This window comes from Salininema proteolyticum, assembly GCF_042685645.1.
In the GTDB taxonomy this organism is placed as follows: domain Bacteria; phylum Actinomycetota; class Actinomycetes; order Mycobacteriales; family Micromonosporaceae; genus Salininema; species Salininema proteolyticum.
Window position 1 is genome coordinate 1,220,043 of sequence record NZ_JBHUNX010000001.1, and the last position, 13,349, is coordinate 1,233,391.

Below are 13,349 nucleotides of genomic sequence, written 5' to 3' on the forward strand. Positions count from 1 at the left end.
GGAGCTTTACCCGATGAACACCGACGGGTGGACCCAGACCATGGGCGCCGGCCCGCTGCTCGCCATTGCGGCGGTAGCGGTGGCCCTGCTGCTCTTCCTCATTGTGAAACTGCGAGTGCACGCCTTCCTGGCGCTCGTGCTCGTCAGCGTCCTGACGGCCTTCGCGACGGGCATCCCGTCCAGCGCGATCGTCGACACCCTGACCGACGGCTTCGGCTCGACACTGGCGAGCGTGGCCCTGCTGGTAGGCCTCGGAGCGATGCTCGGCCGCCTGGTCGAGGTCAGCGGCGGCGCCCAAGCGCTGACCGACGCCCTGATCTCGCGCTTCGGCGAGAAGCGGGCGCCCCTGGCGCTCGGAGTGGCCAGCCTGGTGTTCGGCTTCCCGATCTTCTTCGACGCGGGACTGGTCGTCATGCTCCCGATCGTCTTCACCGTCGCGCGGCGCCTGGGCGGAGGCGTCCTGCGCTACGCCCTCCCGGTCGCCGGCGCCTTCTCCGTCATGCACGTCTTCGTGCCGCCCCACCCCGGGCCGGTCGCCGCGAGCGGCCTGCTCGGTGCGGACCCGGGCCTGGTCATCGCGCTCGGCCTGCTGGTCGGCATCCCGACCTGGTACCTGTCGTCGTACCTCTTCGGCCTCTGGGCGGGCAAGCGCTTCGTCCTGCCGGTCCCGGACATCCTCTCCGGCGGCGAACAGGCCGAGCACGACGAGAACCCGCCCAAGCCCTCCACGGTGCTCCTGCTGCTGCTCCTGCCGCTGGTCCTGATCTTCATGAACACCGGCCTCGACATGGCCTCCCAGTCGGGCTGGGTGGACGGCGACGCCTCGTGGGTCGGTTTCCTGCGGGCCGTCGGCGCCACGCCCATCGCCCTGCTCATCACGGTGCTCGTCGCCAGCGTCGTCCTCGGGACGGCACGCGGACGCAGCAAGGACATGGTGGAGAAGCTGCTCAACTCCGCCCTCGCCCCGGTGTGCGCGGTCATCCTGATCACCGGCGCCGGCGGCATGTTCGGCGCGGTGCTGCGCGCCGGCGGAATCGGCGACGCCCTGTCGGGGGCCATGGCGGACCTGGGCGTCCCGGTCATCCTGGCCGCCTTCCTCATCGCCGGGGCCCTGCGCGTGGCCCAGGGCTCGGCCACCGTCGCGCTGACCACGGCGGCGGGCATCGTCCAGCCGCTGGTCGTCCTGGGCGACTACAACGGCGGCCAGCTGGCCGCGATCGTGCTGGCCCTCTCGGCCGGATCGGTCATCGCCAGCCACGTCAACGACTCCGGATTCTGGCTGGTCGGACGCTTCCTCAACATGGACGTCAAGACCACCCTGAAGACCTGGACGGTGCTGGAGACGCTCATCGGCGTCATCGGCTTCGCCCTCGCCTGGGCCGTGTTCGGAGTCGCGAGCACGGTCTGACCCGGAAGGCTCCCACGCGCCGGCGGGGTCGGGGGACGAGAGTCCCGCGACCCCGCCGCCGTGTCAGAACTCGATGCGCGCCAACTCGGTGCGCGACGAGACGCCGAGTTTCGGGTAGGCGTTGTACAGGTGGTAGCCCACGGTCCGGGGGCTGATGAACAGCTGCTCGCCGATCTGCCTGTTGGTGAGCCCGTCGGCGGCGAGGCGCACCACCTGGAGCTCCTGCGGGGTGAGGCTGTCGGCCAGCTCCGGGGCGGACTCGACGCCCGCCGAGTCGCCCGCGGCCCGCAGCTCGGCCTGGGCGCGCGCGTTCCACGGCCGGGCCCCGAGCCGCTCGAAGACCTCGACGGCGTCGCGCAGGTGCAGGCGGGCCTCGCTGACCCGGCGGGACCTCCGCAGCCACTCCCCGTAGAGGAGGCTGGTGCGGGCCCTCTCGAACGGGTCCAGGTCGTCGGCCCGGTGCAGCTCCACGGCCCGGGCGAAGTGCGCCCCGGCCTCGTCCTCGGCGACCATCAGGCCCCGGCAGCGCTCCACGAGCGCCTCCCAGTGCCGCTGCCCGGTGGCGGCGGCCCAGTCGGCGAACCAGTCCACCACGTCGGCGATCTCGCCGGTCCTCCCGCAGCGGAACGCGGCCTCGACGAGGCTGGGCACCTGCCGGATGAAGAACATCGGCGAGTCGCCGTAGGCCAGGCGGCGCAGCCGTTCATAGGCCGCCTCGAAGCGCCCCAGACCCAGGTCGAGGATCGCCAGGTGCATGTCGGCCGGGAGCGTCGAGTCTGCCGGGGCGTCCTCGATGGCGGCCGAGAGGATCTCGCGGCAGCGCTTCTCGTCGCCCCTGACGGCGGCGATGGGCAACAGGATCCAGATGCGCGCCTGCATGAGCGCGCGCTGGTCGCCCTGCTCCGGCAGGATCTCGACGGCCGAGGTGGCCGCGGCGGTGGCGTCGGCGTAGCGGCCGAAGATCAGCTGCGACTCGCCCTGGACGAGCAGCGCCTGCACCAGGGGCGAGGTCGCTCCCTTGGCGCGGCACTCGCGGACCTGCTCGGCGGCGGTCTCGTAGGCCTTGCGGACCTCTCCGGCCAGGAGGCGCCACCGCGCGGAGAGGATGGCGTCGAAACGGGTGAAGTCCTCGTGAAGCGGCTGGTAGTAGTCGTAGAGGCTGCGCAGGGCGTCGACGGACTCGGCCGGGGAGCTCGACTCGCGGCGGTTCAACCCGGCCGCCGCCCGGGCCAAACGGCGCGCCCAGGTGTTGTTCGCGCCGCCGTAGGACTCGGCCAGCCGGGCGGCGTAGTCGATCTGTGCGAAGTCGCCCGTCTCCCACGCGTGCCACACGCCGCGCAGCAGCGGGTAGCCGGTGTTCTCGTGCCCGCCGGCCGCGTAGTGGTCGGCCGCCCGCATCCAGATGTCGAACGCCCGCGGATCGCCGGTCCAGGAGAGCACCGTCGCCTCGATCAGGGCCGTTCGCGCCAGCAGCTCCCGGTTCTTCGTCAGGCTCTCGGCCCTCCCGGCCAACGCGATGGCCTTCTCCGTCAGGCACGCCGAGTAGGCCTTCTGGGCGGCGCGGACCAGGCGGCGCGCTCGGGCCTCGGGGTCGGGCGTGAACGACGCGGCCCGCTCCAGCGCCTGCATCTCCGCGATGCAGCCGCCGCGCTCCGACTCGTAGGAGGCGATGGACTCCAACGCGGCGGCCGCCTTCTCGTCCTTGCCCGTCGTGGCGGCGGCGAGGTGGCGCGCGTGGCGGATGTCCTCGCCGCCGAAGGTCTCCGACAACGCCCGGTGGGCGTCGATGCGCCGGTGCCGCGGAGCGAAATGATAGGCCGCCGAACGGATCAGAGGGTGGACGAACTCGATGCGCCCGCCCTGGAAGCGGACCAGGCCGTCCCTCTCGGCGGGGGCGAGGTCCTCCATGGACGCCCCCATCGTCTCGGCCGCCTCCACGATGACCGCCGTCTCGCCGGTCTCCTCGGCGGCGGCCACCAGCAGCAGGGTCTGGGTCGCGTCGTCGAGGGCCATGATGCGCTCGGTGAACGCCTGGCGGATGCGCGAGGTCGTCGAAAAGCGCGAGTTGCTCGACACGGTCAGGCTGTCGTCGTGGTCGCCCACCGGAAGCTCCAGGAGCGCGAGCGGATTGCCGCTGGCCAGCCGCAGGATCCAGTCGCGACCGGAATAGGACATGTCCTCCGAGCGCCGGTCCAGGAGCTTCTCCGCCGACGCCGTGTTCAGCGGCCCGACCACGAGCTCCGGGATCCCCGGGGCGGGGAACTCCGGAGCGAACCCCTCGCGCGCCACCAGGATCATCGCCACCGACTCCGTGCCCAGGCGCCGGGCGGCGAAGAGCAGCGCCTCGGTCGAGTCCGAGTCCAGCCAGTGCGCGTCGTCGATCACCACGCACACCGGCCGCTCCGCGCTCGCCTCCGCGAACAGGTTCAACACCGCCAGCCCCACCTGCAGGCGGGGCGTCGACTGGGTCTCGCCGGCCAGTCCGAGCGCCTTGCGCAGGGAGGCGGCCTGAGCCTCGGGAAGCTTGTCGACATGGTGCAGGAGGGGGTGCAGCAGCATGGAGAGCCCCGCCCACGACCAGGTGTGCTCGGCCTCCACGCCCATGGTCCTCAACAGCGTGACACCCTGGGCGGACTCCACGGCCTCGTCCACGAGGGCCGACTTGCCGATGCCGGGCTCGCCGCGGACGATGACCGCGCCGCCGTGGCCGATCCGGGCCCCGTCCAAGAGGTTCCGGAGACCCGCGAGCTCGTCGTCGCGTCCCAATAGTTGGGATGACCGGGGTGCCGGAAGGTGGGCGAGCGGGTCGCCGGACGGGAGGAGGGCGGGGGCATCATCTCGGGACGGGGCTGTGTAGACCACGGGAACTCCCAACATTCGCAGACGTCACCAAGGAGAACCAGAGTATCCCGCGCCGCGCCCGGACCGCATCTGTCAAGTGACTGGGGTCGACCGGGGACCGGGGAACCCGGTCGCCGAACCCGGACGTCTTACCTATGGGCGCAAAGGGAAACGCCCCTAGCGTGGAGGCCATGAGAACACGCATCGCCACCATCGCCACCATCGCCGCCTCCGCCGGAACGGCGGTCGCCACCCCGGCCGCCACCGTAGCCCTGCTCGCCGCCACGACGCCCGCGGCGACCGCGGACCTGGGCATGAGCCCCGCCCTCCGCTTCCTCCCGGCCGGCACCGCCCTCGTCGCGGCGATCGCCGTCGCCCTGGCGGGGAAGCGGACGGCCGCGCTCTCGGCCTCCCGGGATATGGGATACCTCGCTCTCCTGGCGCTCATGGGAACCTCCGTCCTGACGGCCCTGTCCCACCACCCGGCCCTCTACTTCGCGGGAGCCGCAGCCTCGGGCGCGGCGGCCGGATTCGCCATCGCGGCGGGCCGGGAGGCCCTGGACGTCTTCGGGGTCCGCTGGGTGGTCGCGCTCGCCCTGGGCGTCGCCGCCGCGGCCGTCCTGGGGGCCATGGCCATCGAGCCGTACTACGGATGGAGGGGCCTGTTCGGGCTCGCGGCCCTGGCCTCCTTCATGAGCCTGTGGGCCTTCGGAGCCAATGTGCGGCCCGTCGAGGTGGAAGAGCGCCTGGCCCGGGCCGCGTAGCACCCGCCGGGCGAAGCTACGGAAAGCCCTGAGACAGTCCGGTCCGTCCACGCCGCCCGCCGCGGCGGAAAGACTTCACTCCAGTCACATGAACAGGGGGAGCCGCCCACAAGGCGGCTCCCCCTACTGCCGTCCCACCGACACGCGGCCGTCCGATTCGCAGTGCAGCGCCCACTCCGTGTACGAACTGTCCAGGGACAGCAGGAAACGGCTCTTCTCCGAGTCCGAGAGCCGGCGCCGCGCCGCGGCCCGGTCGGGCAGGAACACGCAGGGCGTGATCACCCCTCCGTCGGCGGCGCCGTCCTCTCCGACGACCATCCGGGCCAGCACCTGCGCGCCGATCGGACTCTCCCACGGCAGCAGGACGACACCGCCGGCGCGGGTCTGCTCCAGCCACGCCGGCGCCACGTCGCCCGCCGCGTGGGTCACGATGACCCGGTCGTAGGGGCTGTTCGGGGCGAAGCCCCGCTTGCCGTCGCCGCAGACGACGTCGACCCCGCCGAACCCGGCCCGCTCCAGGTTCTCCGCCGCGCGGTCGGCGAGTTCGGGGTCGACCTCCACGGTGGTCACGCACTCCGCTCCGGTCACGTGGGCGAGGAGGGCCGCGTTGTAGCCCGTGCCGGTGCCGACCTCGAGCACCCTCGTCCCCTCGGAGAGGCGGAGTGCGCCGAGCATGTCGGCCATGATCTCGGGATCGGAGGAGGTGCTGGTGGGGACCCCCGCGCCGTCGGTCTGCGTGATGAGCGGCTGCAGCGAGTAAGCCTCGTCCGAGCGCGCGAAGGGGAGGAAGTCGGCCCTGTCCACGGCGGAGAAGGCCGCCTCCAGGTCCGGGGTGAGCGAGCCGCGCCTCCGCAGCGCCGCGACCATCCGCCTCCATTGCTCCCGCATGTCACCCACACCGTACCGCGATCAGGGGGCGGCGGAAGACCGATCGCCGTTGGAGGCGCCCCCCTTCCGTCGCGAACCGCCGCGTGAGCGGTCGGAGCCGGACTAGGCCTCCGTCGACTCGAACTCGTCGGACCTCCTGGCGCGGGAGAAGAAGACGATCAGCCACTGCACGGCCATGATCGCCGCGCCGGTCCACAGCGCCGAACGGGCCGACCACGTCGCGCCGACGAAACCGCCCAGCGCCGCGCCCAGTGGAATCGTCCCGAACAGGACGAACCGGAACACCGAGTTCATCCGCCCCAGCAACCGGTCTGGGGTGAGGCGCTGGCGCAGCGACACCTTGACGACGTTGTCGACCCCGAACGACGCGCACACGACCACCCAGGCCACTGTGGCCAGGCCGAATCCGAGAGGAGACGCCATGGTCGGCACCGCCAGGGCGAAAGGGGCGGCGAAGGCGCCGGTCGCCCACAGCAGTCGGCCCTGGCCGAGCCGGTCGGTCAGCCGCCGGGCCAGGCTCGCGCCCAAGAACGTCCCGACACCGCCGACGGCGAGGAAGGCGCCGAACCACGCGGCCGAGAGGCCCAGGTCGCGGAGCACCACGAACGGCAGCATGACCACGATCGTCTGCGAGGCCAGGTTGTTGAGCCCGCCGGCGAGGACGAGGGGCCGCAGCACGGGGTGCGAGAAGACGAAACGCCCGCCTTCGCGCAGGGCCGCACCGAACGGGAGGGCCTTCCCCCGGTTCGCGGCGCGGTCGGCGGGCAGCTTGGTCAGCAGGAGTGCCGACCACAGGTAGCCGGCCGCCTCGACGAGCAGCGCCACCGGAGCGGTGAGCGCCTGGACGAGGAACCCGCCCAGGCCCCGCCCTCCCACGTGCAGAACGGCGTCGAGCGAGACGATCGCGGAGTTCGCCGACGTCAGTCCATCGCGGCCCACCAGCGAGGGAAGCGCGCTCTGCTGCGCCACGTCGAAGAACAGCCGACCGGTGCCGGCCAGGAAGGCCGCCGCGAAGAGGTGCGGCAGGGTCAGGACCTCGAACCACCACGCCAAGGGCACCGACACGAGGGCCGCGGCCCTGCCGACGTCCGAGGCGATCATGATGGCGCGCTTGGAGTGCCCGTCCGTCCACGGCCCCGCCGGGAGCCCGAGCAGCAGGGCGGCGACCGTGGTCGACACCGCCACGGCGCTCGCCTGGCCCTCCGAGGCGTCCAGGGCGAGGATGGCCACGAGCGGGAAGGCGACGGCGCCGAGGTTCGCGCCGAGCTTGGACCCGACCCCGGCCAGAAAGAGGGTGCGGAAGCCGCGATGGGAACGGAGGGAAGGGGGTTCGCGTCGTGGTGAGAGAGAAGCGGTCGACATGCGCCCATGGTGTGCCCCGCAGGGCGGGAATCCTGAGGATTAAGCCGCTGCTAAATTGACTGGGGGGACGCCGTGGTTCCGGGGCCGGCGCGAACGGCGCCCCGAGTCGCGCCCGAGGAGGGCCGCGACCGGAACGACTCACTGTGGGAGGCCGCATGCTGACGATCGCCCTGGGAGCCGAGGACCTCGCCACGACCCGTTTCGCGATCTCGCCGCTCTGGGAGGCGATCGCGAGCCTGCGGCAGCTCCGTCGCCCGCGGAGCGCCGAGTTCGCCCCGTGGAGGCGGGAGGTCGCCCGCCGCGTCGCGGGAACGGAGCTTCGGCCCCTTTTCGACCTCGTACCGGACGAGGAGAGGGGGATACCCCATGAACTGGTCCCGGTGCCGCTGGGATCGGGCCCGGACTTCGCGACCGAACTGCGCGACATGGCCGGGGACGACGCGGACCTGACCGGCCGGCTGCGCCGGTACTGGAACGCCGCCGTCGCCCCGCACTGGCCCGCCATCCGGCGGGTGAACGAACGGGACATCTTCTACCGCACCAGAATGCTCGTCGAAGGCGGCTTCGCGGCGGTGTTCTCCGACCTCTCCGAGCAAGTCTCCTACCGCGACGGAGTGCTCTCGGTCCGCCACCGCCGCTTCTCCGGCGACGTCGCCCTGGAGGGACGGGGCCTGGTCCTGGTCCCCTCGGTCTTCGCCGGGGACAGCGTCCACTCCTATGTCCACCCGCCGGGAACGGCGGTCCTCCGCTACCGGCCGCGCGGCACGGCCGAACTCTGGAACTCGGGGCCGCGCGAACCGACGGAGGCGCTCGCGGCGCTGCTCGGGAGGGGCAGGGCCGCCGTGCTCACCGCACTGGCCGACCCGGCGACGACCACGGGGCTCGCCGAGGCGACGGGGTTGACGCCGGGAGCGGTGTCCCAGCATTTGAAGGTACTGCACGCGGCGGGCGTCGTCCGGCGGTTCCGCGTCGGCCGGTACGTGCACTATTCCCGGACGACGGCGGGCGAGGCGATCGCGTCCTCTGCGGCCGGGTCGTGACGCGGGACCGGTCGCCGTGCTCGGGCGGGGCCCGGTCGCCGAGCCTCTGGACGCAGGTCGGACCGCCGTCTTCGGGTCGGGAGGTCAGCCTCGGGTGCCCCGCAGGATCCCCAGTCGCTCCAGGTACTCGTTCTCGTCCATCTCGCCGCGGGCGTAACGGTCGGCGAGCAGCTTCTCCGCGTCGCGGCCGCCCGTGACCCGCCGGCTCTGGGGGCTCGTGCGCACCAAGGCGACGATGCCCCAGATGACCAGGCCCCAGAAGACGACCATTCCGAGCATCATGGCGAATCCGCCTCCCATGCCCATTCCGTCCATCATTGTCGCCGACACCTCCTCGACCCCCAGTATGAACCGGTCGGCGCCCGGCGTCGAGGGCCCGCCGGGACCGAGCGGATAAGAATTCGCGAGGAAAGTCGCCCGCCTCCGTTCTCGTCCGGGGTTCCCGGCCCGGCAATGGGCATGTCGGCACCTATAGAGTCCCCACAACTCGCATTAGAGGGATCCTCCAAAAAATGGCGACCGTCGATGTGTCAGCATGAGGGCATGAGCGACACCTCGACCGCATTGCCGCGATTGCTGGAAGCCGCCGACACCGGTGCGGCCCCCGACGCGAAGGACCTTCTCGCCGTTTTGAAGAGCCCCGACCCGGAGCTCATGGACGTGGTGGCCGCCGCCTCCCGACTCCGCTACCGCCACTTCGGCAACCGGGTCAAGCTGAACTACCTCGTCAACCTCAAGAGCGGCCTGTGCCCCGAGAACTGCACCTATTGCTCGCAGCGCCTGGGCTCCGAGGCCGACGTCCTCAAGTACACGTGGCTGAGCACCGACAAGGCCGCCGAGGCCGCGAAGGCCGGCGTCGCCGGCGGCGCCAGCCGGGTCTGCATGGTCGCCTCCGGGCGCGGCCCGACCGACAAGGACGTCGAGCGCGTGGGGGAGGCCATCGAACAGGTCAAACGCGAGAACCCGGACGTCGAGGTCTGCGCCTGCCTGGGACTGCTGAAGGAGGGCCAGGCCCGGCGGCTCGCCGAGGCCGGCGCCGACGCCTACAACCACAACGTCAACACCTCGCAGCGCCACTACGACGACATCTGCACGACCCACACCTACGCCGACCGGCTCGAGACTGTGGAAAAGGCCAAAGGGGCGGGACTGTCGCCCTGCTCGGGCCTCATCGCGGGAATGGGGGAGGACGACGAGGACCTCGTCGACGTCGCCCTGCAGCTGAGGGAGTCCGACGTCGACTCCATCCCGGTCAACTTCCTGCTGCCCTTCGACGGCACTCCCCTGGAGGGAACCTGGGAGCTCACCCCGCGCCAGTGCCTGCGGATCGTGGCCATGATGCGCCTGGCCCACCCCGCCACGGAGATCCGCCTGGCCGCCGGCCGCGAGGCGCACCTGCGCGGCTACCAGGCCACGGCACTGCACATCGCCAACTCGATCTTCCTCGGCGACTACCTCACCAGCGAAGGACAGGCCGCCGCGGCCGACCGCGAGCTGATCGCCGACGCGGGACTGGTCCCCGAAGAGGGCAACACCCTGGAGGAGGGCCGGAGCAAACCCCAGCCTCGAAAGAGGGGTGCCGGAACCGAGGCGGCGCCGAACGCCTAGACGACCCGCCGCCCATGCAGGGGGGACTCCCGGCGGAGGGAACGCCGTTCCCCATGCGCGCGAAGGCCTGCGCGGCCGAACGCGCCCCGGCCGGGCCCGCTACCGGTAGCCCGGACCCGATCCCCGCCCCTCCCATGCGCACTCGACGTCCAAGCGCGCATGGGCGGCGTGCGCCGCACGCCCAAGAGATACGCTATGGGCATGAGCAGCAAACCAGTACTCGTCACAGGCGGCGCCGGGCTGATTGGGACCGCCCTGCGCCGCAAACTGAACCGGCCCCTCCGGCTCCTGGACATCGCCGCCGCCGAACCCCCGGCCCCGGGTGAGGACGTCGAGATCGTCAGCGGATCGGCCACCGACCCCGAGGCCATGGAGGCGGCGGCCGAAGGCGTGTCGGCCATCGTCCACCTCGCCGGCATCCCCGGCGAAGCGCCGTGGAACGACATCAGCGAGGCCAACCTCCACTCCACCCAGGTGGCCCTCGAAGCGGCCCGCTCGCAGGGCATCGACCGCTTCGTCTACGCCTCCTCGAACCACGCGAGCGGATTCCAGGAACGCGACGACCTGCCCGAGGGCGGCCTCCCCGACGACGTCGACTTCGCCCCCGACACCTACTACGGCGTCACCAAGGTGGCGAGCGAGGCCCTCTGCCGCCTCTACGCCGACCGCTTCGGCATGGACGCCCTCTGCCTGCGCATCGGAACGTGCCGGGAGACCCCGCACGACGCCCGCTCCCTGTCCACCTGGCTCTCGCTCGACGACTGCGCCAGGCTGGTGGAGGCCGCCCTGGACGCCCCCTCTCCCGGCTTCCGCCAGGTGTGGGGCGTGTCGGCCAATACGAGGCGCTGGTGGTCGACGGCCGGGGGCGACGCCATCGGCTACCGCCCCGAGGACGACGCGGAGGCCTTCGCCGAGCGGATACTGGCCGCCGAAGGGCCGATCGACCCGGCCGACCCCGCGCACCGGTACGTGGGCGGACGCTTCACCATCGCGCCGCTGGGGGAGTAACCCCCCCCGGACACGGGAACCGCCCGCCGGCCGCGGCCGTCCTCAGTCCCGGGCGGCGCCGGTCGTGGTCAGGATGGCCTTCGCGACCGCTTCCGGATCGTCGCCCATCGGCACGTGCCCGCACCCGGACAAGGTCACGTGCCGTGCCTCGGGCAGGCGCTCGCGGGCTCGCTCGGCCTGGGCGATCGGTAGGATCCTGTCGTGCTCGGCCCAGGCGACCGTCACCGGCACGCTGGGCCTGCCCAGGAACACGTAGGACGGCCCGGTCCTCTTGACCGGCCGGAACCCCCGTCCCCGGCGGAGGGACAGGGCGTCGCCGACCAGGCGGCGGTGGTCCAGGGCCTCGGGCCGCGTGTGGATCTGCCCGAAACTGGAGTTCCGCACCGTCGGAACCCGCAGGGCCAGGGACAGCAGGGGGTTCGGGAAGTAGGTGGAGGCGCGCATGGCCGTCAGCCTCCGGAGCCCGGCCCGGGCCTCCTCCGGGGTGAAGAAGCCCGCCGGGGACAGGGCGGTGGCGCTGGCGGCGACGTCGGCGGCGGCCAGTTCGAGGGCGATGCCGCCGCCAAGGCTGTTGCCGGCCGCGTGGGGCCGCTCGATCCCGTTCTCCTCCAGGTACCGGCGTACGGCGGCGACGGCCTTGTCCATGGTGGCGGGCATGCCCTCGGGCGGCACGGGCGAGCGCCCGAACCCGGGGAGATCGACGGCGATGACCTCGTGGTGGGCGGCGAGCAGGTCGATGACGGGCTCCCAGGCCTGCCAGCGGTGTCCGATCCCGTGGAGCAGCAGGAGCGGCTCGCCGCGGCCGGTGCGGTGGTGGTTGAGGACGAGTCGGCGTTCGGGCATGGCGCGGCTCCCTATCGGACGGTGTAGTGGTCGAGGCGGAGGCGGGACTGGGCGGCCCAGAACTGCGGCACGAAGCCGGGCCAGACGGTGGAGGGGTTCTTGGCGGAGTCGAGGTACCAGCTGTCGCAGCCGCCCGCGACCCAGACGGTGCCCTTCATGCGCCGTCCCACTGAGGCGCGGTAGTCGTCGAGCGCCGCCTCGGTGGGCTCTATGGAGCGGCTCCCGGTCCTGCGCATGTGCTTGAGCACCTTCATGACCTGTTTGAGCTGGGCCTCGATCATCAGGACGACGCTGTTGTGGCCGAGCGCGGAGTTGGGCCCCAAGAGCATGAACAGGTTGGGGAAGCCGGGGACGGTGGTGGACTTGTAGGCGCTCATCGTCGGCGTCCACCGCTCGGCGAGGGTGCGGCCTCCGCGTCCGGTGATGAGGTGGGCGACGGGCGGGTCGGTGACGTGGAAGCCGGTTCCCCAGATGACGGCGTCGGCCTCGTGGCGGACTCCGTCGGCTGTGGTGAGGGAGTCCGCGTCCATGTGCCGCAGGGGCGAGGTGACCAGTTCGGTGTCGTCGTGGTTGAACGCCCGCCAGTAGTCGTTGGACAGCAGGACCCGCTTGCATCCCATCGTGTAGTCCGGCGTGAGCCGGCGCCGCGTCTCGGGATCGCGGACCTGGCGGCGGAGGTGGAGGTGGGAGAGCCGCTGGGCGCGGCGCATGACCGAGGGGTTGAGGAACCCGACGGCCCAGGACTCGCGTCCCCAGTAGAGTGCGGTGCGGCGCAGACGGTTGGCCCCGGGGACGGCGCGGAGGAGGGCCTTCTCCCAGCCGCGCATGGGGCGCGAGCCGCGGGGCATGATCCACGGCGCGGTGCGCTGGAAGACGGTCACGCGGGCGGCCCTGCGGCGGATCTCGGGCACGAACTGGATGGCGGAGGCGCCGGTGCCGACGACGGCGACGCGCTTTCCGGCGAGGTCGTAGTCGTGGTCCCAGCGGGAGGAGTGGAAGGTCTTCCCGCGGTAGTCGGCGATACCGTCGATCTTGGGGACGGAGGGCTCGGCGAACGGGCCGGAGGCGGAGACGAGGAACCGGGCGCGGAGAGGGCCCCGGCTCGTCTCCAGTTCCCAGAGTGACGCCTCGTCGTTCCAGCGGGCGTCCTCGACTTCGCAGCGGAAGCGGATGTGGGGCGTGATTCCGAGGGCGCGGGCGGAGTCCTTGAGGTACTGGAGGATCTCCGGCTGGCTCGCGAAGGTGTCCGACCAGTCCGGGTTGAGGTGGCTGGACAGAGAGTAGAGGTGGCTCGGCACGTCGCAGGCGCAGCCGGGATAGGTGTTCTCCCACCAGGTCCCGCCCACTTCGCCGTGCTTCTCCAGGATGGCGAAGTCGTGGAAGCCGTTGCGTTTGAGCTGCGCCCCGGCGGCTATGCCTCCGAATCCGGCCCCAATGACGGCGACGTCGACGGTCCGCGTCCCTTTTCCGGCTCCCATGAACACTCCTGACTCTCGAGTAAGATGACTCATTGGTAACATGAGTTAAATACCAATGTCAATATCTGCATCGCGAGCGGTACTGGTCCCCCTCTGCCACAATAGAGCG

At 71.8% G+C, this 13,349-nt stretch carries 11 protein-coding genes; 5 read left to right on the plus strand and 6 right to left on the minus strand.

Going from position 1 to position 13,349, the window contains the following annotated elements:
- Positions 1-13 precede the first annotated feature (13 nt).
- A complete protein-coding gene (locus tag ACFTE1_RS05745) occupies positions 14-1,408 on the plus strand; it encodes a GntP family permease (protein ID WP_380625181.1) in 1,395 nt (464 codons plus the stop codon).
- A gap of 63 nt (positions 1,409-1,471) precedes the next feature.
- Here the strand turns inward: ACFTE1_RS05745 and ACFTE1_RS05750 are convergent, their stop codons facing one another.
- Positions 1,472-4,270 (minus strand): helix-turn-helix transcriptional regulator, encoded by a 2,799-nt coding sequence (locus ACFTE1_RS05750; RefSeq protein ID WP_380625183.1) that lies wholly within the window; start codon positions 4,268-4,270, stop codon positions 1,472-1,474.
- A 170-nt stretch (positions 4,271-4,440) separates the two neighbouring features.
- Between ACFTE1_RS05750 and ACFTE1_RS05755 the strand changes: the two genes are divergently transcribed.
- Positions 4,441-5,013 (plus strand): hypothetical protein, encoded by a 573-nt coding sequence (locus tag ACFTE1_RS05755; protein WP_380625185.1) that lies wholly within the window; start codon positions 4,441-4,443, stop codon positions 5,011-5,013.
- Between the two features lie 123 nt (positions 5,014-5,136).
- On the opposite strand, the gene ACFTE1_RS05760 is transcribed toward ACFTE1_RS05755, so the two are convergent.
- Entirely contained in the window at positions 5,137-5,901 is a 765-nt protein-coding gene (locus ACFTE1_RS05760; RefSeq protein WP_380625187.1) for a protein-L-isoaspartate O-methyltransferase family protein, read from the minus strand.
- Positions 5,902-6,003: 102 nt separating this feature from the next.
- Positions 6,004-7,263 (minus strand): MFS transporter, encoded by a 1,260-nt coding sequence (locus tag ACFTE1_RS05765; RefSeq protein WP_380625189.1) that lies wholly within the window; start codon positions 7,261-7,263, stop codon positions 6,004-6,006.
- A 155-nt stretch (positions 7,264-7,418) separates the two neighbouring features.
- On the opposite strand from ACFTE1_RS05765, the gene ACFTE1_RS05770 reads away from it, so the two are divergent.
- Positions 7,419-8,303 (plus strand): ArsR/SmtB family transcription factor, encoded by an 885-nt coding sequence (locus ACFTE1_RS05770; protein WP_380625191.1) that lies wholly within the window; start codon positions 7,419-7,421, stop codon positions 8,301-8,303.
- Positions 8,304-8,387: 84 nt separating this feature from the next.
- Here ACFTE1_RS05770 and ACFTE1_RS05775 read toward each other — a convergent pair whose 3' ends face one another.
- Positions 8,388-8,621 (minus strand): SHOCT domain-containing protein, encoded by a 234-nt coding sequence (locus ACFTE1_RS05775; RefSeq protein WP_380625192.1) that lies wholly within the window; start codon positions 8,619-8,621, stop codon positions 8,388-8,390.
- A gap of 225 nt (positions 8,622-8,846) precedes the next feature.
- Between ACFTE1_RS05775 and bioB the strand changes: the two genes are divergently transcribed.
- Positions 8,847-9,911 (plus strand): biotin synthase BioB, encoded by a 1,065-nt coding sequence (gene bioB / locus ACFTE1_RS05780; protein ID WP_380625194.1) that lies wholly within the window; start codon positions 8,847-8,849, stop codon positions 9,909-9,911.
- A 201-nt stretch (positions 9,912-10,112) separates the two neighbouring features.
- The gene (locus tag ACFTE1_RS05785; protein WP_380625196.1) at positions 10,113-10,919 is read left to right on the plus strand and encodes an NAD-dependent epimerase/dehydratase family protein; all 807 of its coding nucleotides are present in this window, start codon (positions 10,113-10,115) and stop codon (positions 10,917-10,919) included.
- A 42-nt stretch (positions 10,920-10,961) separates the two neighbouring features.
- Here the strand turns inward: ACFTE1_RS05785 and ACFTE1_RS05790 are convergent, their stop codons facing one another.
- Positions 10,962-11,762, minus strand: coding sequence for an alpha/beta fold hydrolase (locus tag ACFTE1_RS05790; RefSeq protein ID WP_380625198.1), 801 nt, complete (start codon positions 11,760-11,762; stop codon positions 10,962-10,964).
- A gap of 11 nt (positions 11,763-11,773) precedes the next feature.
- Positions 11,774-13,240 carry a flavin-containing monooxygenase gene (locus tag ACFTE1_RS05795; protein ID WP_380625201.1) on the minus strand — a complete coding sequence of 489 codons (1,467 nt, stop codon included), beginning with the start codon at positions 13,238-13,240 and terminating at the stop codon, positions 11,774-11,776.
- Positions 13,241-13,349: the final 109 nt, after the last annotated feature.